This window comes from Brasilonema sennae CENA114, from assembly GCF_006968745.1.
GTDB lineage: Bacteria > Cyanobacteriota > Cyanobacteriia > Cyanobacteriales > Nostocaceae > Brasilonema > Brasilonema sennae.
Genome location: NZ_CP030118.1, coordinates 5,307,140 through 5,331,914, shown reverse-complemented (window position 1 = coordinate 5,331,914; position 24,775 = coordinate 5,307,140). Strand labels below are relative to the sequence as shown.

Sequence of the window (24,775 nt, the reverse complement as noted above, 5' to 3'; positions counted from 1 at the left end):
CGACACCACTTTTTTAATTGTCAATAAGGGCAAGATGATTTGCAATAAAATCCTCATCTTGTAGGCTGAAACCCTTACTACAAGAGCAATCGACACCACTCAACGGAATTATGAGGTTTTCAAGGATCGGGGGAGTGGTGTCGATGAGTTTCAACACACTCCCTCAAACATAGAATGTATCATCTATGCTTGTCAAGTTTTTTACATTTCACATTCTCAATTGCTTAGTCATCGATCTCCACGCTGCGCTTTGTTACGAGCAAATTTTTGAGAAACTACACGCTACCCGCATATTTTACACCTAAAGCATTTAGTCCTCTTGAGAGGACTTTGGCTATTAGCCTGCGATTTGAATCGCAGGCGGACACGTTCGTCTGAGAGTCGTTTAAGCGTTAAGCGTAATTCTGCCCTAGGCGTTAAGCGTAGCTCTGCCCTAGGCAATCGCCACCGCATCAGACAAATAAACATCCTGAATCGCGTTAAACAATTTCACTCCTTCGTCAAACGGACGTTGAAATGTTTTGCGCCCAGAAATTAATCCTGTTCCACCAGCGCGTTTATTTATTACCGCAGTCCGAACAGCTTCTGCAAAGTCATTTTTTCCAGACGCGCCACCAGAGTTAATCAGTCCTGCACGTCCACAATAACAGTTGAGTACCTGATAACGAGTTAAATCGATTGGGTGGTCGGTTGTCAAATCTGTGTAAACCCGCTCATTGGTTTTACCGTAACTCTTACCAGTCGCCTTGGCTACTGCTCCGTACCCGTTGTTATTTTCAGGCAACTTTTGTTTAATAATGTCAGCTTCAATTGTCACACCCAGATGATTCGCTTGTCCTGTCAGATCAGCTGCAAGGTGATAATCTTTGTCTTCTTTAAAAGCGTTGTTCCGCAAATAGCACCAAAGAATCGTCACCATCCCCAAATCATGGGCGCGTTTGAAGGCTTGGCTAATTTCCTGAATTTGGCGAGTGGAGTTTTCCGATCCAAAATAAATAGTCGCACCCACAGCAACTGCACCCAAATTCCAAGCTTGTTCAACTGAAGCAAACAAAACTTGGTCAGATTGATTGGGGAAAGTTAGCAGTTCGTTGTGGTTGATTTTGACTATAAAGGGAATTTTGTGAGCATATTTGCGTGAAACTGAACCTAAAACTCCCAAAGTTGTCGCAACAGCGTTGCAACCTGCTGCTATTGCCAGCTTAAGAATATTTTCTGGATCAAAGTAGATGGGATTGGGTGCAAATGACGCACCGGCTGAGTGTTCAATCCCCTGATCTACTGGCAGAATAGAGAGGTAGCCAGTATTTGCCAGCCGTCCGGTTGAGTATAGTGTTTGAAGATTACGCAGGACTTGGGGGTTGCGATCGCTGTTCAACCAAACTCGATCCACAAAATCTGGTCCTGGCAAATGTAGTAAATCCTTAGAAACTTTTGCCTTATAGGTGAGCAAGTCTTCTGCTTCTTTGCCTAGCAAGGACTCAATAGAATGAGGCGCAGATAGTGTTGTCGTCATTGCCTTTTCCTCAAAACGTCAGCACATAGCTTTGCCTTTAATATAGCATTCGCACTATTTTTCACCCGCTTCTAAAAGCATGAAAACTCTTTTCCTAAAATTTGGATATGGGGCTTCTAGAACAAATGTCTCATGTTGCTCGGGAACATTAATCATTTATCCTGATGCGACCAGAATTACAAATTTATTTGATTTTTTCAGATTCGCTTAATATTCTTTTATCAATCATGTCTAATATATTTGCATCTATAGTCAGATCAAACTTCCTAGCAAATAATTTTTCTGATTCCCTAATTTTCTCAAAATCCTTTTTTTCTAAAATTTTGGGGTGAAGGGAATCATCCTTCGGCCACTCTAGATAGGTCAAGCTAGTGTTAATAATTTTTTCCTTAAAAGGGGAATTTGCAATTAAAATCTGGTAAAACAATTCATCTGGACAATAAGTGTAATTAAAACTATTAACAAACTTGGGGTTTTGCTTAACAAAATTATTTATCCATTTTGTAGATTCTCCTGTTAAGCACCAAAATGCTGAACCTCCATAAAGAGCAAATCCTTCAGGCAATTTAGGTCTTTTCGGTAAAAGCAAAATCAACAATGAATATAACAAAGAGTTAATAGGAGATTTAAACTCACGCTTTTGCGGAATAAAAAACTCCTTATCTTTCCAACGAATATACCAAGATTCTAATCTTGTTAAGCCTCCCTTGTACCATATACTACAAGGTAATGGAAAATACTCTATAAATTCTTTACCATTATTTTCTTGGAAAAACTTTTTAATCTGTTCATTTGACTTGATCAAATAGTCTTGACCTGAGAAATATATAACATAATCGAAGTACTTACCCGTTTCAACTATTGATTTTATTCCTTCAAGACTAGCTCTGATAATATCAAAACCTCCCCATCCTAAATGGTATCTCTTTATGAAAGAGACATTTGGAAAATCCTTGAGTTGAGTCACTATCTGATGATAAATTTTCTGCTCTGTTTTTTGATCTATATGTATAAAAAATGAAACGTCATCTGTGTTTAGTTTAGAAATAAGACGTACTAATTGTTCTGGATATTTATGTGCCAAAACTATATATGCTATTCTCATAAAAAACGGGAGTATCCCAAATGTGTAAATGTATTTTGTTTGTAGTGCGCTCGGACAGCCCGCTTCAGTAATAAAGTAGGAAGTAAGATGCTCTCACTACCATCTTTCATAAAGATCAAAGCCTTCAGGAAAGAGTGCAAGGGCGCAGTCCATTCTGGGGACTGAATTCTTAGTTTTTTTGATTGTGCCCAGCCCCAATCAAAAACTACCTTCTGACTAAAATTCTGCCAGAGATGATTTCAAGCGTTCTGCTAAGACTTGTAAATGAGGTTCCAAAATACATGTGTAGTGATTACCAGAAACATCAATGATTTTTATATCTTCTGCATCCATGATAGAGAATAATTCCACCCACACCAGAGTTGGATCGGAAGCCATGATATGCTTTTCTTTGGCTCTCAAAACAGTGACTTTTCCTGGATATGGCTGTGGCAGATAAGAATAAGTTGCTTTTAGCGTTCCTACTAATACATCAAGAATGCGTCGGTTTTGTTGGCTTTGATTTGATGGCGGTAATATCTTAACTTCTATTGCCTTGTCAAGGATATAGTTGATTTGTTCGTTAATACTCAAGTGCTTAATTTCATCAGGTGTTACCAGATTATCTTGCCCTGCTATTCCGCCAAAATATCTGGAAAGAACACCAACCAAATAGGGGGCGTCAATTTTCTTGTTTTTATCCAAGAGAATTGGAACATAAGAATCAAGTATTACTAAAGAGACTTCCTGTCCCTGTTTGTGTAATTGTTGTGCCATTTCATACGCTACAACTCCCCCAAATGACCAACCACCAATAGAATAAGGATCATTGGGCTGAAACTTCCTAATTGCTTGGATATACAAGCTTGCCATATCCTCGACTCGTGTGAGTGGTTCTTCTTCCCCATGAAACCCTTGCGCTTGCAAGCCATAAAACGGTTGCTCGTCACTGAGAGAATGCGCCAATTTGAAGTAACACATAACATGACCACCTGCAGGATGTACGCAGAAAAAGGCTGGCTTGTTACCTTTTGGCTGGATGGGAACTAGGAGGGAGTTTTCAAAAGTATTGGAACTGGTATCAAGAAGATTTGCAAACTTTTCAATGGTGGGATTGGTGAGGACTGCTGATAAGGGTAATTCCTTACCAAAGTGCTGCCCAATTGAAGCTATTAAGTAGATTGCTGAAAGAGAATTTCCACCGATTTCAAAGAAGTTATCTTTAACACCTATTGGCTGAATGTTTAAAATTTCTGACCAGATTTTTGCCAGTTTCCCTTCGGTATCATTGCGCGGTGCGACAAATTCATTGTGTTGGCTGAAGCTAGAAAGTGTTGGCTTTGGCAAAGCGCGACGGTTGACTTTTCCACTAGGAGTTAAGGGTAATGCTTCTAAGATTACAAAAGCTATTGGCACCATGTAATCTGGTAACTTCTGTTTGAGGAAATCGCGCAGGGTGTCTGGAGTTGGTTCTTCCTGTTTAGTAGTAATATAAGCTACTATTTGTTTTTCTCCTGGTTGATCACTACGGGTAATGACAACTGTTTCTCGCACTTGTGGATGAGCAGATAAAGCGTTTTCTATATCCCCAAGTTCGATCCGAAAACCTCGAATTTTTACTTGATTGTCTATTCGACTAACGTATTCAATATTGCCATCATCCAGGTAACGAGCTAAATCTCCTGTCCTGTAAAAACAGGAACCTTGCGAGAAAGGATTAGCAATAAAGCGTTCAGCAGTTAGTTCAGGACGATTGAAGTAACCGCGTGCAACCCCAGCACCACCTATATACAATTCGCCCAAAACTCCGATGGGAACTGGTTGAAGATGGGAATCCAATATGTAAGTTTGTGTGTTGGCGATCGGACGACCGATGGAGACTAAAGCATGAGATAGTTTCGTAGCTTCTACTTGACAGACAGTTGACCAAATAGTCGTTTCAGTCGGTCCATACAAATTCCATACAGTATCACCTTTTTCTAATAAATGCTTTGCCAAGTCACTAGTTAAGCCTTCGCCACCGCAGAGAATTTTCAATTGAGGAGAACTAGTCCATCCAGCCGCAAGCAACATCCGCCAACTCGCTGGCGTGGCTTGCATAATCGTAGCACCAGAAGTATGAATTAGTTCTGTGAGTCGCCTGCCATCGCTAGCGACTTCTCGACTTGCTAATACCAACTTAGCACCCGTAATTAAAGGCAGATACAGCTCCAGGGCGGCAATATCAAATGATATTGTAGTCACTGCCAAAAGGACATCTGACTCTGCAATTCCAGGTTCATGCTGCATAGATTTTAAGAAATTGACCACAGCACCGTGAGGAATTTCTACTCCCTTAGGCTTACCAGTTGAACCTGAGGTATAGATAACATAAGCCAGATTTTTAGCAGTTGCACATGGTGTAGGATTATCTTTGCTATGACTCGCAATCTTTTCCTTCTCTGTACGTAAACAGATGACTTTCCTATGTTCATCATCAGCAAATAATTTTTTATTATCAGTCAGCAACACTGGCACCTGAGAATCAGATAAGATTAATTCCAAGCGTTCTTGTGGAAAACCTGGGTCTAAAGGTAAGTAAGCTGCACCAGCTTTCAAGATACCCAAAAGTCCCACCAGCATCTCTAAAGAACGCTCAACGCAGATACCTACTAAAACCTCTGGTTTAACTCCCAGTGTTTGTAAGTAGTGTGCGAGTTGATTTGCTTTTCTGTTGAGTTCACCATAAGTAAGCTGTTCTTCTAGAAAAGAGACTGCAATCGCATCACTGTTTCGCTCTACCTGTGCTTCTATTAATTGGTGGAGACATACACTCAAGTCATAATCAGTCTCAGTCGCATTCCACTCAACCAGTATTTTCTGTTGTTCCTTCTGACTCAGCAATGGTAACTGAGCTACTGGCTGTTCTGGATTTGATACAATACTTTCTAATAAATTCTGGAAATGTTCGCTTAGATGAGCGATTGTCGCTTCATCTAACAGATTGCTGTTGTACTTAAAGTAGCCTAAACTAGATTCCGAAAGCTGAATCACTTCCAAGCTTAAATCAAATTCTACTTTTTGCTGGGGTAGTTCCCAGTATTCTAGTTCTAGATCGCCACAATTTGTCGGCTGTTTCTTAGCTACGGCCTCGAATAACTTTGATATATTTTCTAGAGTTTCTACATTCCGGTAAGTAAATGAAGCTTGACAAATAGGTGAATGACTTGAATTAGACTTTGACTGTAGTTGTCTTACCAATAAAGCAAACGGATAATCTTGATATTCCTTTATTTCTGAAACAGTATGACTGAGTTGATGGAGAAACTTCTTAAATGAAAGACTTTCCCAAATCAAATCCCGTGAAATAACTACGTTAGTAAAGTTGCCAACAACTCTTTCAAATTCTGGTCTATCTTGCTGATTTACTACCAAACCAACAAGAACATCTTTTTCACTTGTATAACGGTAAAGCAGAATTTTAAATGCTGTCAAAAGAAGGTTTTCTTGGCTGACATTTTCATCATTTGCCAGTTTTTTTAGTAATCCAGTTAGTCTGTTGTTTATGACAAAACTATAGAATGATCCATTGTTATTTTTTAGAGGCTCTTGAGGTAATCTAGTCGGTAACTCTAGTAAAGGTAATTCTCCAGAAAACTGTTTTTCCCAATAATCTTTAAGTCTTTTTCCTTCGGAACTTTCTAGTAGATTAACTTGTTTTTTTACATATTCTTTATAGAAATATTGTGAAGACTCTAAAGTCTTAATATTCTTGTTTGAATCTAAAAAATTATTTTTTGATAAATAGAGTTGCAGAAAATCATCTACCAGTAGTAATAAAGAAGCCCAATCACTTGCCAAACTATGAACGATTAGCAAAAGAATATGCTCCGTAGCAGAACGACTAAACAAGCTTAGCCGAATCATCGGAGCTTTCTCTAAATTAAATGGATGTTTAGCGGACTGTAGTAAAGAGTTAGTTAACTCATGAAAATCCCAACTTGAAGCGTCTATCTCCTCTAAATTAGCTTCAACGTTATCATGTATTTCTTGAAAAATTTTCTTTTCCGACTCATGATAAGTCGTGCGCAAGATATCGTGACGGTCAATTATTGCTTGAAATGTTTTTTTGAGATCAGAAATACTGACAGGTGAATTAATTTTGAAAGCAAAACAAACTTTATCGTTTAGCTCTTCTGGCATGAAATGATGGCTAAACCAAATTTTATGCTGAACTTCCGAAAGAGGAAATGAGGCTTTCATATTCAATGATTGATTCATGGGTAGCTGCAAATCCAACGATTCTTTATTATGTTTATATATTTGAAAAAGTCGTTAATAAAGCTGGTTTCATATCGCGAATGTTGCACATATTCCCAAAAGCAGTCAGTATTTTTCGCTTCAGTTTAGTATTGAGTCTACTATGAGCAACTTGTAGGTTATCGATTACGAGAATATCGCCTTGCTTCCACTGAAATATGACTGCATTTTTCCATTCAGCTTGCCCCAACTCTTTCGCTTCTGCTTCCGTCATATTGGTGCTTTGACCATCTTTGTTCAAAAAATATGCGTTCAAGGTACTGGTTCGTTTTTGGGAACCATCAACAACAGTTGCTGTTGTTGTTGCTCTTTGTTGAATATTTTTGTACAATTTGGCTGGCAGCAAGTTGTAATAGAGCCTTTGTTTAAATGAATACCGTTGCCCAATATTTCGATACCATTCTCTACTAACTAAACAATCAACAATACTAAGGCCAAAGCAGAGTCTACTCGTTCTTGGGTGACTGAATAAGGGAATATAAGAACATTCAAAAGAAATAGAGCCATCCTCTTCCCAGTTAAAATCAAATCCTTGTTCCTGGAGAAGTTTGGTAATCTCCTCTGGCGAGAGATCCTCGAAGACCATTTCTAATAGATGGTTGGGAACATATCGCACAAACTGCTGAGGAAAGTTTCCAATTTTGTGCTGTAAGCTGGGAGATAAGTCATAAAATAGCTTTTCTGTATTGATGATGGGAGTCTCCCCATACAAGTCGGGCTGAACTTGACAAAAGAAAGCAAGTACGCCTGGTCGCACCGGCACCATATTGAGTTCATTGTGAGGAGCTATAATCACATCTGGTGGAGCTTCAGAAGAGGTGAAGACTTTCTCAGTTATTCGTACACGATGAGCGCTGCCAAAATGATAAACTGACTCCACTTCGATATTCAATAGCTCTAGGGCTTTTTGAAATTGCTCTGCACCCTCAACCTCAAATCCCCGAAACAAAATCGCTCCGTATGTATCTAGTTGTTTATTGAACCACTGCGCACTTTCCTTGAGCAATGCTTTGAGAACTGCAAAGGATTTTTCTTTGACTGGCTCAATAACTAGAGGTAGTTCTTTTTCAGTACTGGCAACAGTTTTCTCATCATCCTGCAAAAACCGTAATCTCATATCTGAAGAAATTGAAATTGGGAGATTATAGATAGTATTCATAGAGTGAAAAAATGATATACTTAACTATCGACCAATAACCTTTCTCTTCCCCCATTCTGCAATCTCTCTACATAGCTGATTCTACCTCTTCTTTGATAGCAAATTCGCTAGATGAAGTTAGATATACCCCTGAAACAATCACAACAAAACTTATCAATGTAGACCAGTTGAGGCCTTCCGAAAAGATAACCCAAGCTTCTAGGGAGCTAAAGACGGGAACAAACAGATCGCATAAGGAGACAAATCCTGAAGATAACTTGTTGAGGCTATAGGCATAAAGTCCCAAGCCTAGTATTTGGCATATGAGGGCTAGCAAAATCGCGTAAAGCCACCCACCCAACGAATAGGGGAAAAGCCTATCTTCAGTGAGTAGAGCGATAGGCAAAAGTAACACCGAGCCGATCGCAGAACACCACGTCATGATTATTGTCGTACTCAATTGACTTCGTAGTTGTTCGACGATGAGTGGATAAAAACCAAGAAACACAGCTGATAGTAATGCCATTAGATCTCCTTGGAGTTTGTCACTCGTCAACGAGATATCATTGTATACTATAATACCAGCACCGAAAATAGCTACAAACATACCGATAAGAAATTTACCATCAAAGCGCTTCCCAAAAATCAGCCATCCTCCTAAGACGGTGAACAGTGGAGCCAAATAGTGCATGAGCGTAGCGTTAGCGACGTTGGTCTGAGTTAGTGACAAAGCCCACAGAGCAAGAGTAGCAAAAATTACAATCCCACCAGCAAGTAAGAGCAAAACTAGCCGGATTGGGTAAAGTTGTAGTTTTTCTGGTTGGCCATTAGATAGTCGCCGCCGCGCGGCTGCGAATCCATTCCACAGCACAAAGGCGACAGTAGAGATCCAAAAGCGATTAAAGATTGTAGCATTTGGACCGAGTTCGCTTTCACTCAAGCGGATCAGAATTGGTGAGAAAGATAAGGCTACTAAGCTGACTACCAATGAAGCAACTGCTGCGGTAGTTGGTGTTGCTAATAACTGTTCGTATGGGAATTTCAGTTTAGCTTTGAGCATCAATATTTTCCAATAACATGACTAGGTGTACTTATCTTTCTGACTACTTTGTTGCCTTCCTTAGTCAACTCAAGTAATACATGTATACTAATTATCCTCACATGTAGCTGTTATGTCAAAAAACTACGTTCACAAAAAATATATAAATATAAATACTTAACTAGGTATAAAGTGATTTGAGAGAATTGTTATCATAAAGCATCGCACAAAATTCAAATCATGCCAGGATATGTCTTGTAGCAAGCCAAAAGACATATCCATAATTTTTGCGGTGGATGTAAAACTTTGTTTGTATTTGCCCGAGGCTCAAGACAGCGTACTAAATTCCATCACCGTCAGGCTAGTTCCCGTGTAAATGACTTTTTCGAGTTGAAAGCCACTTGTTTCAAACAACTCCTTATATTCTTGTTCCGTGCGCCAGTAACCTCCAGGATTTGTCACCATCATCTGAACTGCGGCAAGGGCTGGGATAGTGCCGTCTGGATATTCTACTGGCGCACCACGAGGTGGAACAAGTGTCTGTAGAAGTATAACTTTACCTTCTTTTGGGAGAGCTTTTTTACACCCAGTTAGTACTTTGATTGTGTCTTGCGAACTGAATACGGAAAGAAAATACTTCATCACGATCGCATCTGCACCCTTTGGTATCTCCTCCAAGGCATTACCACCAATGACTTTCACTTGATTTTCGTCGAGTCCCTGCTTTGATAGGTAATCTGGTGCTGTCTCAACCTCATGCGGTAAATCAAACAATATACCTTTACAGCCAAATTTTTTGACAATATAGGCAATCAGTGCGCCTTGATTGCCTCCAACGTCCATAACTGTATCAAATTGACCGAAATCATACACCTCAAACAACGAATCAATTGCTTGATTCGTTAAAAAGCTCATGGCATTATTGAACAGATTTCTGCTATCGGGGTTTTCCGTCATGAAGAATTCGTAGAATTTCTTGCCATGTGCCCTCTCAAAAGCGACTTCCCCTGTTTTCAATGAGTCTCCTAATTCCCTCCAAGCATCCCACATACTGGGTTCTGTAATATGCATCAGGAAATGTCCAACAGAAGGTCCTGCATTTGTAATCAGCAGTTGGGAGAGTTCTGTTGCTGCAAATACACGTCCGGGCTTTTCTACGAACACCCCTAAATGAGCTAAAGCACGGAGAAGAACATAAAGAGTTTCTACTTTCGTAGAGGTTGCTTTTGCTATTGCTTCTACAGTCATTGATTCCGACTGTAAGAGGTTAGGTATACCTAAGTTTGTTGCTATATAAAGGCACTGGCTTTGCCAGTAACCATAGACCATTTGAGCAAGCTTCTTGGATGCTGAAGTAGTTCCTAACAAGTTCTATTTCTCCGTGTAAAATAGTAGACGCCAATTATTTTTTATTTAGTCCAGTCCAAAATTACCAAGCTAAAATTCTCTGACTCACCTGCTTTTATAAACATGTATAAACGTGTTGATTTCTTGGATAACTCCAAATACACTGCAAACTGAAACTAGTTTGTGTGGTACGAGCCGCGCCATGAACCGCAGTAAGATATTACGACTAGATATCATTAACATCCCAGTCGATAACAATGCCAACCCTACAGAAACAAGTACATTTGTCAAGTGACGTATCTTGCCTCTGACTACAATAGTGACAAGTTTTTGATGTATTGCGCTGATCAATTATATGAACAAAGTTTTTTGTTAAAACACGCTTGTATTTAAGTTACCTTCAGAAAAACCTCTAAAGAATATACATACCATAATTAGTGACAAGTGAAACAATCTAAGGCTATTTCATTTTCAGGAGTAGCACTTGATGACCGAATTTCGGATTAGACCGTTTGTAAGGATTCTTCTTAAAGCTCTTAACAGAGAAAAAAACCTCTTAAAATCTCACTTATGGAATCTTGTATAATTAACAGCTGTTACATTAACAACTTTCTTGCCTTAATTCAATCGCCACCTAATTCCACAAGTTTACCAATATTAAAATCAATCTTTGTCCAACCTTTGAGTTGCCGCAGATTTTTGAACAAAAGCAAGGGAATTTGCCAGTGGTGTAGCATCAGAAACGGCAGTGGATCATCCAGTTTGTAAACGGCATCAGTACCTCTTAAAAAATTGCGTATCCAAGTTCGCAATTGGGCAAAGGAACGAATACCAGTCAGTCGCCATAGTTCGTGATATGTCCAGTATGTCGGCTTACTGTTTGGCAGTGGTTGGAGAGGTTGAGTGAAGGGTTCTTCACTCAAATAAGCATCTGCCACTTGTGGGTGGTTGTAAAACATTGTAATTGCCGAATGCGCTCGGGGATTACATTCAATAGCGTAAACTGTCCCGTCTTGAGCTTGGATAAAATCAAAGGAAACTTGTCCAGTAATTCCCAGTTTTCCAACAAAATGCCTTACCCATTCTAGAATTTTCGGGTTTTCTACATTTTCGTAATTGACTTGAAAAGCTGAAGATTCTGCACAGCAGTGCAACCGTAATTCTCCATTTTTGACTGTGCTGTGAGTGCAAAATTCCTTGCCAGGAATAAACTCTTGCATAATCCAGGGTTTTTCTGGACTGATTGGCAAACTCCTGACAAATGCTGCTGTTTCCTCAGGGGTATCGCAAGGTAGCTTAGTTAAATCTAAGCGCCATACTGAGTCGTAAGGAATGCTTTTGAGAATATATTTGCGAGTTTCCCCAGAAAAATCAAAATTCAGAACTTGTTCAGGGTTGGTGATTTTGAAGGACTTGGGAACCGATAAGCCAAACGCTCTTGCTTTTTCACTGAAAGCAAACTTATCATCCTGCATTTGGGTGACATCAGCGTCAAAGTGAAAAACTTCGCAGTAGTGTGAGAGTGCAGGCTTTGCTAAAGACTCATAGTAACTCGCAACTGGACTCGTGACAGGAACATAGACATCAATGTTTTCTTTCTTAACAATGTCTAGTAAAGCTTGGATATAAGCTTCTGGGTCATACTGTGGGATAGGAGTTGTATAAAAGCGAGAAACTGCATCAGAAAACCGATGTCCCGATAACCAGTATTTGTGGGTTTCTATTAAAATAACTCTATGTCCCGCAGCGTGAAAACAACGGGCAAGCTGTAACGCCTTCGTCATTTTGGCACCGCTAATCAAGATATTTTTGCGGTTTGCAGCGACAACTGTCTGAGGACGAACAAGACGCCTTAAGCGATTCCAAAATAGAGATGCCAGAACTATAGCAGCGTTAATGGGCAACACTAAAAAAAGTATTGTCAAGGTCGCAAGGTTCTGGAATAAAGCTTTTACTTGTGCCACAAAAGAACTTGATGATGTTGCTTCTGTATTAGATTATAAGGGAAGAGATCGTGCCTCATAAATCGTGATTTATAATTCATAGTTTCGCAATTGAGAAAAATTGCAAGAGTACAAATTCAACTGTATGAAATTGTCTGCTAAGTAGCCATAACTCTACATTTATAAAACATTCACGCATTCGCGAATATCACAAATATGCCCTACGGGCACGAGGCTGCGCGAACAAAATAATAATATATAAATTTTAAATTTCCTCCTTCACCTATCATGGCTATAAGAGAAGGAGGTAAGAAACCAGAGTCATTGAAGAACTCAGAACTCAGAACTCACTACAGCTAAGAACTAACTAAAAGGGAACAGTATAAGTGCGGTTTTCGTGATTTGCAATTCTGAGTTCTGTGTACACAACAAGAGTGCAGGCTCAATGGATGACAATTACGGTAAGCGTCGAATAATCGTCAAGCCATCTCGCAGTGGCAACAATACCTGTTCCACACGCGAATCGGCGGCGACAACCTGGTTAAACTGAGCAATAGCCTCACCGTTGGGAGTGCGATTTTCTTCTGGAAGATAGACTTGCCCTTGAAGTAGAGTGTTGTCTACACAGATAAACCCTCCAGGAACGAGCAAATCTGTCTCCAACAAAGTTTGGAAGTACTTGACATACTCGCGTTTATCTGCGTCAATAAACACAAAATCAAATGACTGCCCTGCATCTGCCAGTTTCTGCAAAGTTGAGAGTGCTGGACCCACTTCGACGCGAATTTTTCCACCGTGGGGAGACTCCCGGAAAGCAGCTTGCGCGAACTCTGCGGTGTAAGGGTCAACTTCACAAGCGACCAGTTCTCCATCAGACGGTAAAGCTTCTGCGATCGCCAATGCAGAATAGCCAGTGAACATACCAACTTCCAACACTTTCTTAGCTTTGATCATGTGGGTAAACATCTTGAGCGTTTGCCCTTCCACATGTCCAGAAAGCATTTCCTGTTCTAGTTCTCGTACTGTCGCTCCCTCGTGGAACCTTTGATTCCAAGCTTCCTGAGCCGTTTTTTGAGCTAGCGCTGCTAAGGCTGGTGATTCACGGGTGGTACATTCTTCTAAATAGGGATCTAAACCTGCTGCCAAAAGCCATGCTTGATTGAGGTTAGCTTGTAGCTCATCAGCAGACATCTTATCAAGTGTCTGCAAAATGGTTTCTAGCTGCTTAGCTAAAATCCCCAATGGTGTAACAGGTCTAGCGGTTGGCTTTTCGACAACTTGCGACATTAGGCTTCACTCCCAACAAGTTCTGGGTTGTAAGCATCTGGGTAGAGTTCTACGCCATCGCCACCACGAGGGTAGCTTTCGCACAGATGCTTATGCTCTGATAACGCTGCAGCCAGTTCCTCACGAGTTAAATCATTGACAAAGAAGCAATCGCCAATTGGTCTAGGCATAGCGGCTCGTAGCAGACCGCCTCGTGTGCAGGTGATGGATTCGCTTCCACGCCATGCAAGCTCTTCGTCTAAGAGGGGATGATCCAGAGCAAGACCGATACGGCTCATCAGACTGAGAATGCGATCGCGATCTTCTTTGGTAATATAGCCTCGTCGTGCTGCAAGGGTGACAGAAAAAGCCATGTCAATATTGACTGCATGACCGTGGAAAATAGGCACACGAGGTGCAAGTTCTAGAGTCGGACTCCAAGTATGACCAAAAGCAATAACACGGTCTAGGTCTAACTCGTGTAGGTTAGGAACCTCCAACTCGAGCATACTTTTAATAGACTCGTAAGTGACCCGATGCGCCACTTCTTTGATTTCTGGTGTTGCGTTAATGTTGCCAAAGTGTGTGGAAAGCAGTTCTTCCCCATGCTTATCCAACAAATCAAAAACCTCTTTGTTGTTAACCACTGCAATTTTCACAAGTTCTGACATTCCATTGCGGACTTGCGCTGTTGGCAAAGTACCCAAAAACGAGAAATCCAGGAAAACCTTTTGCGAAGCGTGATAAGCACCAAGGCGATTTTTCAGCTTCTTGTGGTTCACTGCTACTTTGATAGCAACACTCGCATCAATCAAACCAATGAGAGTGGTAGGAATGCGAATGTAGTTGCTACTGCGCTGGTAAGCAGAACAGGCAAAACCTGCAACATCTGTAATCAGTCCACCACCAACTACTAACACTGGTTCCTTGCGAACCAGCTTGAATTCGGCCAACGCATCAATGACCTTCTCAAAAGACTCAATAGTCTTGTTTGGCTCAGTAATCGTGATCGGAAAAACCGTCAGGTCAATGTCGTAATATTTGAAATACTGCTCGATTTGACTGCCGCAATGCTTATTAACATTAGCATCTACAACAACCAAGCAGCGTCCAAATTTTTTATAGGTTTCTGCCAGTTGTGGATTTTCGATTGCAAAAACCCCATCAACATAGATGAGGCTGTACTCAATTTTTTCGTAAGCCTCTACATGAAAAGCAGTTTCAGTAGCTTCAAACTTTGCTTGGATGGTACTCATTATTTTTGACCTACAATGTTGACAATATCCCCCAAAAAAAATGGGAGACTATTCGCAAGACAGTATTTACCTCAGTACACCCAAGAACTACACCACTATCCATAAGCAAAGTGCCCAATGGACAAGAAGACTGGAGGCTAAAAAACTAGAAAAAATAAAGAACCCTCCGTCTTAAAAGGTTTTGAGCATACTTTAGTAAGGAACTTTAATTCAATTAGCTCACTTTTCAGCAAAATTGGCTGACATATGTTAGACTTCTACTTTTTGCAGAAAGATCCTAATGTCTCGCAGGGTTGATAGCTATCGAATGATCACCGTATTTTGACCTATATTCTCAAATTATCACATTTTATAAAAAAAACTTAAGTTTTATAATTTTCTTAGATTTTGTTCTTCCTTTGAGAATTTGAGTCTGGAATACCGACAACACATTGGCGAAATCAAATCGAAGTCTTTGATAAAAGAATACAAGCTGTTAGTACTAGCAACTGATTTACGCTTTCAAGTTTGGTAGTTTTTCCTTGCCAGTACAGAGCAATAAGCTCTTCACCGCACGAAGTACAATAACTTTTTATAATGCCTCGGTTTCATAAAGCTTCTATCTAAAGAATGAAATCAAATAGTTCACCTGAGTAAAGCCAGAAAAATAAGTGCTAAAAGAGCTTTTTTTGTACTTGAATTAACAAAATTCGCGTATTATTAACAGTAGACAAACTGTTAATAATATGGCTACATAACTAATCCAACTCTACTGGAAGCTCAACCCCCACTCACGATAGTCGGTTATCCCCCACTCTCTTATCCGTTATCTCGCTTAGGATTTAGCGACAATTTAAATAAGGTCGTTTCTATAAAAGCAAACTATGTTTCCGTTTCCTTTTCCTTTTTGGGACAACAACTGCTACGGTAGCGAACCCGTGTCTCGCAAAACTCGCTTAGAGCGTAAGCTGAAATTCCTCAAAACTATGCGAGATGATCTAGACACTAGACTCGCTGGTCTAAACGCTGCGATCAGTAGTGTCGAGCAGCAATTAAATCAGGAAAATGTCACTCAAGTCTAATAGAGTTGTAGTACTCAAGCTAGATATTGTTGCTCACACATAAGCTACTTGTCTGGTTCCCTAGCTTTGCTAGGGAACATCTACTTAAGAGGGTAGATAGCTACTGTGCTATGTATGAAAATTCTTTCATAAGTCAGAACTTATTTGTAGCCTAGAATTTGTATCCTAGAAATAGAGGCTTGATATTTTCTAGGTAAATGTATGATGACTGCGGTAACATTCAAGCAATTTATAGAAAAAAATCCAAAATGTCTTGAGTCACTGCCAAAAGCGTTGCAGGGCCTTTGGTATGATAAAAAAGGTGAGTGGGATACTGCACACGAAATAGTACAAGAAGACGCTAACGATGCTGATAGTGCTTGGGTTCACGCCTACTTGCACCGCAAAGAGGGTGATTTGATCAATGCTCGTTATTGGTATAGACGTAGCGGTCAGTCAGAGTCAAAAGTAGAATTAGACCAGGAATGGGAGCAGATAGCTTCCAGTTTGCTGAGCAAGGTGAACCAAGCATGGATGCAAATGAACTGAAGCAGCGTTATGTAGCAGGAGAGAGAGATTTTCCAGCAGTGAAGCTTGTTAGAGCCAAGTTAATTCAAGCAATGCTCGCTGGAGTCAATTTATTTGCAGCGGATTTAAGCGGAGCAAACCTAGCTAAAGCTAAACTGTGGGGAGCAAACCTTGGGGCTGCTAACTTAGCTGGTGTCAACTTGACACGAGCTAACTTAAGCGGTGCCAACTTGCATGAAGCTAATCTTAGGGGAGCGAAGCTAAACTTTGCTAAGCTCTATGGAGCAAATTTGAGTGGGGCTTGGTACGACGATAGTACGCGTTTTTCTAGAGGTTTTGACCCCGTCAGTAGAAATATGCGAAAACTTTGACCAACATATATTTATTACTCGTAGTTTAAGCATAAATCTTGATTGAAGTTACGAAATACTCCCTATGGCTGATGTAAATGGCACTTGGCTTGGAACTTACTGGCAACAAGGAATTCCTACCCGTTTTGAAGTGACATTGATTCAAAGTGGTAACACATTGACTGGTAGGATTTTGGATGACAGCAATTTGGGAGAAGCCCAGCTTGCCGGTGAGGTAGTTGGGCGTCGTATCAGCTTTATCAAGCGCTACTTCACAACTTCACCTGATCCAATTACCTACGTCGGCACAATCTCAGAAAATGAAGATTATATGCAAGGACAGTGGAGTCTTAAACTTTGGGACTCTGGTCCTTGGGAAGCCCGACGCAGTGGAGAAACACTTTTGGCAGATTTACAAACTCGTATACAAAAAAAGGTTTCCTTAAGCAGTGTATAACCTGACAGGGATTTTCACAGAATCTAAACTAGGTTTGAGACAGGGAGTGACGAATTGCATTTTCAAATTAATTCTCCACGCAGAACGGTAACTGCTTGTCCACTTATATAGACACGAGAACCGCCCTCATAACGCACCTTCAAGACACCGCCCCGACTAGACGCTTGATATGCTAAAAACTCATCTTTGCCAAGGCGATCGCGCCAAAACGGAGCCAGACAACAGTGAGCAGCCCCAGTCACTGGGTCTTCATTAATTCCCACTCCCGGTGCAAAAAAGCGAGAAACAAAATCGTATTCTGAGTCTTCGTGTGTTAAACTAGTAACAATAACCTTGGCAAGGGGTAACGCTTTGAGTAGCTGGAAGTTCGGCTGCATTTGTCGCACTAAATCTTCAGACTCGACCTCCACCAGATAACCCAAGGAATTTTTCATCACCGTTCTGATTGGAACACCCAAAGCTTCACCGAGTTCAGGAGGAGCGGCTATTTCTTCTGAATAATTTACAGGAAAATCGAGTTCAATCCAATTTCCATGCTTTTTAGCAATCAGCACTCCGCTCTTGGTGTGGAAACGAGCCACCTCATCTGGCAAAAGATGCCCCTGTGACCAAAGAACATGAGCGCTAGCTAGGGTAGCATGACCACATAATGGCACTTCTGTTGTAGGCGTAAACCAGCGCAGCGCAAAACCATCTTCCTGCCTCACCAAAAACGCAGTCTCAGATAAATTCATCTCTTGCGCCACCTTTTGCATCCAGTCCTCAGACTGGGGAGTAGGTAAAATGCAGACGGCAGCCGGGTTACCTGCAAAAGGTGTGTTGCTAAATGCATCTACTTGAGTAATAGTTTGTCCCATGTCTCGAATTTTTTTTAAAAATAGTCTTGAAACTTAAGCCTTGTGGTGATAAATGGTCTAGTTGAGACCACACTCTTAACCAGGAAGTAATTGAGTTTCAACGGTGATAATATTCACTTTAGCTGGATTGACACTCCCCACCGCATGGCGGATGGGGATTCTTGGTTCGTCCAGCAACCGTAAACCTTCGTATCCAAATCATAGTCGCCGACTACTTTCTGGCAGTATCTAAACCAAATACCCGTCGTTGGTGACCAAGTATCGAGTCAGTTTACGAAAGACCTAGAGGGCATCTGTCCCCAAGCTTTCGAGTACTTTGCAGAGAGTGTCTTAGAATTCCGTTCCTCTCCTTTTCCTCGCGTTCCGGCGTGCCCCGCCGTACGCTGTGATTTTAAGTTGTTTTTTCTTCTAGGTTCACGCCAGGTCTGTTAGACAAGGACTGGGTTTTTAAAGTGGACTTTCCCTACCCACTGAGCATTACTACTTTACTAGCCAGTCGCTTGGAGTCACTCCAGAGTTTTCATTGTCGCGTGCTAGCGGTTTTTCAGCCTGTACTATATACTCTAATTATGGAGTATAATTTGGAGTACTTCAAGTGGCTAGACTGAAAAAAATACAATTCAACGTTACCGAGGAAGAGTATGAAATCCTCAAAAACTGTTCCGAAAGAAAAAACTTGTCAATGGCTGAAATCCTTAGAGACCATATCAAAACTCTCCGTGAATCAACACACAGATAGTTCGTTCCTCATGCATCTTGTGCTCTCTTTCCCCTGCGGGTAAATTAAGCACAGATACAATCGTCACTCACCGCCTTACATCCCCACCGCATGGCGGATGGGGTATTACGGCGAACTACGATAATGTTAGAAAATTTACTACAACGTATTGATTGTAACTTACTACATTAGGAACCCTTGGGGTTAGAATTTATCGAGATTTGAACACTAACTAAACACTCATGACTAACCCCAACCTCACCTCAGAATATAAATCCTTCGGTGGTAAACTCGGCTTCTATAGTCATCCCTCCTCTACCTGTAACGGGGAAATGCGCTTTGCTGTCTACCAACCACCGCAAGCCACCCAAAAACCAGTACCAGTTCTTTATTTCCTCTCTGGTTTGGCTTCCACAGAAGAAAACTTTATGATTAAAGCAGGGGCACAGCAATATGCGGCAAAATACGGTATCATGCTGGTTGCACCAGATACTAGTCCCCGCAACACTGGTATTCCTGGTGAGGATGACGACTCGGACTTTGGCACAGGTGCTGGCTTTTATGTGGATGCAACTGTTGAACCTTGGGCGTCTCACTACCGAATGTATAGTTATGTTGTGCAAGAATTGCCTGCTTTGATTGCCGAACATTTTCCTGCACAACCAGAGAAACAAGGTATTTTCGGTCATTCAATGGGGGGACATGGTGCGCTTGTTTGCGCTTTGAGAAATCCTCAGCAATACAAATCAGTCTCAGCTTTTGCACCCATCGCCGCACCAATGCGGTGTCCTTGGGGTGAAAAGGCGTTTAGCCGATACCTTGGTGAGGATAAGGAAAGTTGGCGTGCTTATGATGCCAGTGAATTGGTCAGGCAAACAGAATACCACAGTCCCATTCTCATCGATCAAGGTACGGCGGATAAATTTCTTAGTCAGCAGTTGCTACCTGAGGTGTTTGAGCAAGTTTGTGCAGCAGTTAACCAGCCGCTAAACTTGCGTTATCAAGACGGCTATGACCACAGTTATTATTTCATCGCCAGTTTTATTGAGGATCACATCCGCCACCATGCGCTTTCATTAACGGTTTGACACTCCTGGCTTGAGGAAATATAAATTTAAAGCGGTGGTGCTGGAAGCGGTCTGGCTGGGGCTGACATCGGATTAATCCCACCTTGCCCCACTTGAAACTGACTCATCATGTCGCGGTCTTCATGAACCATGTTGTGGCAATGGTACATAAATTTACCCGCAAAAGGTCTAAACCTCCCAATCACGCGTACTGTCTCGTTTTCACCAACGTAGAAGACATCCTTCAGGCCAACCTCATAAGGAAAAGGCGGTTGACCATTACGGTCAAGTATTCGAGCATCAATGAGGTGGAGGTGCATTGGATGAAACGAGAGATTTGCGGTGTTTCTAAATGTCCATATTTCCACATCTTCTAGTTGAGGATTTGCATCGACTCGATTTCGGTCCCACCCATTACCGTTGATCGCCCAAACTCCATCAGCTCTCTGCTGCACCGTGAAGTCGCGAGTTCGTACAGCTGAGGATTCTGGAATGGATTGAATATTGCGTAGTGTGCTAGGAACAACGCTGTCATCTGTTTCGGATCGCACTACATCAAAGCGCATAATTTTGTCTGTGTTGGCGAAAACAAGGTTATTTGGTAGTGGAAGATTTTGCAGTTCTACCTGAGTCCCCAAAGGATATCTGGAGAAATCGATAATTAAGTCATAGCGTTCTGCCGGAGCAAGACGTATGTTTTGAGTATTCACTGGTGCAGACATTAACCCACCATCAGTACCAATCACAGTCAACGCATCACCTGTACTCAGAGCAAGTCCATAAGAGCGGGAACTTGATGCGTTTAACACCCGGAAACGGTACTTGCGGTTGGCTACCTCCATACGGGGCCAAGGTACGCCGTTGACTACAATTGTGTCACCCATCACACTGGTCTGATTTCGATTATCAAAAATGAGTGAATTATCAGACGCAAATTGCCTATCCTGAATGATCAGAGGAATATCATAATTTCCTTTGGGAAGTGGCAACGCAAGTTCTTGATCATCTTGAACAATATACATTCCAGCTAACCCCATATACACATTTCTGGCAGTCTGAGCAAGCCCGTGGTCGTGGTACCAGAAATTAGCAGCTCGGGAGTTGGGATAAACGTAATCTTTGTAATACCCTGGAGAAATGAAATCCAAAGTGTAGCCATCGTACTGGGGCGAAGATGTCATTCCATGCAGGTGAACGCATGTATTCACATCAAGATTATTGATAAACCGTACAGTTGATACCCGGTTTGCACGCTGTTTTATTATGGGTCCGGGAAATATACCGTTATAACCCCAAACCTCGGTAGTGCGTCCAGGTAAAATGTCTACTTGACCCTTCTGCATCCTAATTTGGTAGTAGTCAGTTGTTGAATCGCTACGTACTGGATTCAACACTGGTGGTGTGCGAAAGGAAAGTGTAAATGGCGCGACTGTTCCACTAACTGTTTGAGTGTATCCTCGATATTGAAGTCCTACAGGAAGTAAAACGGTACCTCCCGCAAGCGCTACGATCTTCATTGCTTCACGTCTGCTGATTCTCTTCATAGTCAAACTTGTTTGCCGTAAAGTATAATTTAATATTTATAATACGTAGAATTATGCCTGACTCAAATTGATTCGGACAGTTACATCGTTGTAATCCTTGTCACCGCCATTAACCAGATCCTCAAAACCAAAAACGTTATCTCCCAACAAAGAAACATGATCCGTTTTGTCAGAATTAGCACCCAAGAATGAAAAATAAACTTGTGGGTCGTTATTGGAATTACTATCTAAAAGTGCATCAGGTTTCCCATTGACGATCATGAACGGGGCATACAGCGAACCACCATTGAAAATTCCAGTGAAATTTGCCGTCGCTTGGTTGTTTACCGTCAAGTCAATGCCAGGAACACGTCCCTTAACAGCAGCTTGTGCATAACCAGCATCTCCCGGACGGAGGTCAACAATACCGTCTCCATTAGTATCAATACCACCCTTGTCATCTGCTATTTTGTAGAAACCAATAAAGTCACTAAAAGCAGCTTCTCTGTTGAGAACAAAATCAGCTTTGACTTGAGTGTTAACTTGTCGCAAATCGATGAGTTGCTCTTGCGGTTTTCCTTGCAGACTGCTACCTAAAGAAAATTCTTCATTTGTTGCTTTCACATTGATTCCCAAAGCATTGAAGTCACCATTTTGAGTTAATGGATCTTTCCAACCCAAAGAGAACTCTCCGTTGTTCAAGCTTTCGACTTTGAAATTTGCTGCAGATGGAAACACCACTTTTGTTGAAGAGGTGTTATCAAACAACACTGAATCTGTGGTGCTGTCAGGTACTAAATAAAATCTCAAGTTGGCATTTGAGTCGAACGCCAATTTACGTGTCAGATCGGTATCAAATCCACTTGGGGTATTAGCAAGAGCAGAGAAAATAACCTGAGCTCGATTCAAGGCAGCTTCGCTGTAACCAGCGCTACCAGGGAGAATACCGTTGATTCGACCTTGTGCATCGTCAACGGTAAATACTCCTACTTCATTGACAAGTGAAGAACTATGATCTGTGAGCTTAACTGAAAGTTTAGTTTGACTGCTATTACCTTTTATGTTGAAAACATCAGAAGCAATTTGAGTTAACTGAGGAGTCGTTGGCGGCTGAGTAGTTACAGTAGAGTTATTGCCCGGATTAACGCCCGGATTGACGCCCGGATTGACGCCCGGATTAACGCCCGGATTGACGCTCTGATTGACGTTAATAGTGAACTGTTTGTCAAAGTAGAGTCCACCGTTGTCAGTAGTACGGGCGCGGATGTTGTAACTAGATTTGCTTACAAAGTTGGGGGAATTATTAATGAGTAGTTTGTCGCCATTAATAGTAAAGACGGCATTATCAGTATCGCCCGTCCCCGTCACTAAGCTGTAAATGTGCTGGTCGTTTGTATCTGGATCTATGCTAGTGAAAAGACCAATTTGTGTTGCCGCAGGCACCTTTTCATCTACACTAGTAGCACTCAATGCCAAGTTTGTTGGGGCGTTGTTGGTAATAGTGTCGTAAAGGAAGATGTCACGGCTGTTATTAGTGTCTCCTGTTACTAAGTTGCTGGCATATGACTCATACGCGACATAACGTCCCGAAGCGGAGATGACGGAGTTGTAGGATAAGTCATTTCCCTGATTATTTTGTGAATCTATAGAAACACGTTTGGTGGTGCGTGTTTGAGTGTCGTAAACAAAAATGTCGGCAGTGTTATTAGTGTCTCCTGCTACTAAGTTGTTAGCATATGAAGCATATGCCACATAACGTCCATCTGCCGAGATGCTCGGGGAGAAGGATTCGTTATTTCCCTGATTGCCCTGTGAATCTACGGAAATGCGGCTGGTGGTGCGTGTTTGGGTGTCATAGAGAAAGATGTCACCAGTGTCGTTAGTGTCTCCTGGCACCAAGTTGTTAGCATATGACTCAAATGCCAGATAACGTCCATCTGCCGAAATGACGGGCGAAAAAGATGCATTATTCCCTTGATTTCCCTGTGAATCTACGGGCACACGGCTAGTAGTGCGTGTTTGAGTGTTATAGAGGAAGACGTCACGAGTGTTGTTTGTATCGTCAGGAACTAAGTTGCTAGCAAATGAATCAAACGCCACATAACGTCCATCTGCCGAAATGACAGGAAAGAAAGATGCATTATTTCCTTGATTTCCCTGTGAATCTACGGAAACGCGGATTGTGGTGCGTGTTTGAGTGTCATAGAGGAAGACGTCATTAAAGTCATTCGTGTCATCTGCTACTAGATTGCTGGCATATGACTCAAACGCCACATAACGTCCATCTCCCGAGATGGTGGGGGAGAAGGATACGCCATCCCCCTCATTTCCCTGTGAATCTACGGAAACGCGGATTGTGGTGCGTGTTTGAGTGTCATAGACAAAGATGTCACTAAAGTCATTCGTGTCATTTGCTACTAAATTGCTGGCATATGACTCAAACGCCACATAACGTCCATCTCCCGAGATAGCAGGACGCCCATTCGCGGCGTTATTTTCCTCGACGCCGCCTGAACCTACAGAAACGCGGTTGGTAATGCCTGTCTGAGTATCGTAGACAAAAATATCACTTAATAGATTTGTGTCATCTGCTACTAAGTTGTTAGCATCAGACCGAAATGCTACATAACGCCCGGAAGTGGAGATGGCTGGGCTCAACGAGTTGTTATTTGTCTGGTTACCGCTTGCACCTACAGAGACACGGCTAGGGTTTAACACCCCAGTATATGCGACTTGAGTTGCAACAGGAAATGCCAACGACATCGTTGGCATTTCCTGTGTACTCACTTCCAGTTTCCAGTTACCGCCTAAAGCTGGATTCCCTGTGGGGGTAGTGGAAGCAGCTATTTGTGCTCCTGTTTTTTGCCGCAATTTGGATATGAATTCGATGCCGATGTCTGTGGCTGCAATGTTGCAGCCATAGAGCAACAACGAGGGAGTAGAACCGTTTGGAAACCATTCCTCTAAGAGACTGGCGTAGAATTCTAGGGTTTTTAAGTTCAAGCAGCTATTGCCCAGATACAAGCATCCTGGTGAACCGTGTGAGACTATATGGACTGTGGTTATATCGTCTGCTCGCTGAGACAATGCAGCGGTGATTTGCTCGACACCATCCCATTCTGGGTGCAAAAGTATCACCTGTGTGCCTTTCTCCACTCCAAGCACTAGGGTTTGATAATCCGCTACGGCTGTGTCTATGAATACTAAGCTTCTAGAAAGAACACTGCTGGGCTGATTCTGCTGTGTTCCAATACTAAAACGATTATGTTTCTCAAGGATTTGTGTTTGAGTTGGCTGCATGAGTTTTTGTTACAAACTATCACACTGTGTTTAAATTGTCACCAGAT

General features: G+C 41.7%; 18 protein-coding genes and 1 pseudogene. 6 read left to right on the top strand and 13 right to left on the bottom strand.

What is annotated here, in order from left to right:
• Nucleotides 1-433: 433 nt before the first annotated feature.
• From DP114_RS22365 to DP114_RS22340, 6 genes are all read right to left on the bottom strand, one after another.
• On the bottom strand, nucleotides 434-1,516 hold the full coding sequence (locus tag DP114_RS22365; RefSeq protein WP_171977164.1) for a class I fructose-bisphosphate aldolase: 1,083 nt from the start codon (nucleotides 1,514-1,516) through the stop codon (nucleotides 434-436).
• A gap of 184 nt (nucleotides 1,517-1,700) precedes the next feature.
• Entirely contained in the window at nucleotides 1,701-2,621 is a 921-nt protein-coding gene (locus DP114_RS22360; protein WP_171977163.1) for a beta-1,6-N-acetylglucosaminyltransferase, read from the bottom strand.
• 216 nt (nucleotides 2,622-2,837) lie between these two features.
• On the bottom strand, nucleotides 2,838-6,842 hold the full coding sequence (locus tag DP114_RS22355; protein WP_216669930.1) for a non-ribosomal peptide synthetase: 4,005 nt from the start codon (nucleotides 6,840-6,842) through the stop codon (nucleotides 2,838-2,840).
• 52 nt (nucleotides 6,843-6,894) lie between these two features.
• Nucleotides 6,895-8,016: a TauD/TfdA family dioxygenase gene (locus tag DP114_RS22350; RefSeq protein ID WP_246162652.1), complete on the bottom strand. Its 1,122-nt coding sequence runs from the start codon at nucleotides 8,014-8,016 to the stop codon at nucleotides 6,895-6,897.
• Nucleotides 8,017-8,125: 109 nt separating this feature from the next.
• A complete protein-coding gene (locus DP114_RS22345) occupies nucleotides 8,126-9,097 on the bottom strand; it encodes a DMT family transporter (protein WP_171977161.1) in 972 nt (323 codons plus the stop codon).
• A gap of 306 nt (nucleotides 9,098-9,403) precedes the next feature.
• Nucleotides 9,404-10,444: an acetylserotonin O-methyltransferase gene (locus DP114_RS22340; protein WP_246162650.1), complete on the bottom strand. Its 1,041-nt coding sequence runs from the start codon at nucleotides 10,442-10,444 to the stop codon at nucleotides 9,404-9,406.
• A 112-nt stretch (nucleotides 10,445-10,556) separates the two neighbouring features.
• Here DP114_RS22340 and DP114_RS35225 point away from each other — a divergent pair, with 112 nt between their 5' ends.
• On the top strand, nucleotides 10,557-10,718 hold the full coding sequence (locus tag DP114_RS35225; RefSeq protein WP_211178328.1) for a hypothetical protein: 162 nt from the start codon (nucleotides 10,557-10,559) through the stop codon (nucleotides 10,716-10,718).
• Here DP114_RS35225 and DP114_RS36385 read toward each other — a convergent pair.
• From DP114_RS36385 to DP114_RS22320, 4 genes and pseudogenes are all read right to left on the bottom strand, one after another.
• A pseudogene (locus tag DP114_RS36385) lies at nucleotides 10,719-10,775 on the bottom strand (hypothetical protein); the annotation flags it as partial.
• A gap of 271 nt (nucleotides 10,776-11,046) precedes the next feature.
• A complete protein-coding gene (locus DP114_RS22330; protein ID WP_171977160.1) occupies nucleotides 11,047-12,387 on the bottom strand; it encodes an ATP-grasp domain-containing protein in 1,341 nt (446 codons plus the stop codon).
• Between the two features lie 435 nt (nucleotides 12,388-12,822).
• Entirely contained in the window at nucleotides 12,823-13,653 is an 831-nt protein-coding gene (locus tag DP114_RS22325; RefSeq protein ID WP_169263870.1) for an O-methyltransferase, read from the bottom strand.
• On the bottom strand, nucleotides 13,653-14,888 hold the full coding sequence (locus DP114_RS22320) for a sedoheptulose 7-phosphate cyclase (RefSeq protein WP_169263871.1): 1,236 nt from the start codon (nucleotides 14,886-14,888) through the stop codon (nucleotides 13,653-13,655). Before DP114_RS22320 ends, DP114_RS22325 begins: the two co-directional genes overlap by 1 nt.
• Nucleotides 14,889-15,751: 863 nt before the next feature.
• On the opposite strand from DP114_RS22320, the gene DP114_RS22315 reads away from it, so the two are divergent.
• The 4 genes from DP114_RS22315 (at nucleotide 15,752) to DP114_RS22300 (ending at nucleotide 17,263) form a co-directional block, all read left to right on the top strand.
• Nucleotides 15,752-15,949 (top strand): hypothetical protein, encoded by a 198-nt coding sequence (locus DP114_RS22315; RefSeq protein WP_169263872.1) that lies wholly within the window; start codon nucleotides 15,752-15,754, stop codon nucleotides 15,947-15,949.
• Between the two features lie 204 nt (nucleotides 15,950-16,153).
• On the top strand, nucleotides 16,154-16,477 hold the full coding sequence (locus tag DP114_RS22310; protein WP_171978263.1) for a hypothetical protein: 324 nt from the start codon (nucleotides 16,154-16,156) through the stop codon (nucleotides 16,475-16,477).
• Entirely contained in the window at nucleotides 16,459-16,827 is a 369-nt protein-coding gene (locus DP114_RS22305) for a pentapeptide repeat-containing protein (RefSeq protein ID WP_169263874.1), read from the top strand. Before DP114_RS22310 ends, DP114_RS22305 begins: the two co-directional genes overlap by 19 nt.
• Before the next feature lie 64 nt (nucleotides 16,828-16,891).
• Complete coding sequence (locus DP114_RS22300) at nucleotides 16,892-17,263, top strand: hypothetical protein (RefSeq protein WP_169263875.1); 372 nt, start codon at nucleotides 16,892-16,894, stop codon at nucleotides 17,261-17,263.
• Nucleotides 17,264-17,325: 62 nt separating this feature from the next.
• On the opposite strand, the gene DP114_RS22295 is transcribed toward DP114_RS22300, so the two are convergent.
• Complete coding sequence (locus DP114_RS22295) at nucleotides 17,326-18,120, bottom strand: PhzF family phenazine biosynthesis protein (RefSeq protein WP_169263876.1); 795 nt, start codon at nucleotides 18,118-18,120, stop codon at nucleotides 17,326-17,328.
• Between the two features lie 960 nt (nucleotides 18,121-19,080).
• On the opposite strand from DP114_RS22295, the gene fghA reads away from it, so the two are divergent.
• Nucleotides 19,081-19,926 (top strand): S-formylglutathione hydrolase, encoded by an 846-nt coding sequence (fghA, locus tag DP114_RS22290; RefSeq protein WP_171977159.1) that lies wholly within the window; start codon nucleotides 19,081-19,083, stop codon nucleotides 19,924-19,926.
• Nucleotides 19,927-19,952: 26 nt separating this feature from the next.
• On the opposite strand, the gene DP114_RS22285 is transcribed toward fghA, so the two are convergent.
• Nucleotides 19,953-21,422: a multicopper oxidase family protein gene (locus DP114_RS22285; RefSeq protein WP_246162648.1), complete on the bottom strand. Its 1,470-nt coding sequence runs from the start codon at nucleotides 21,420-21,422 to the stop codon at nucleotides 19,953-19,955.
• Nucleotides 21,423-21,500: 78 nt separating this feature from the next.
• A complete protein-coding gene (locus tag DP114_RS22280) occupies nucleotides 21,501-24,728 on the bottom strand; it encodes a DUF4347 domain-containing protein (RefSeq protein WP_171977158.1) in 3,228 nt (1,075 codons plus the stop codon).
• Nucleotides 24,729-24,775 lie beyond the last annotated feature (47 nt).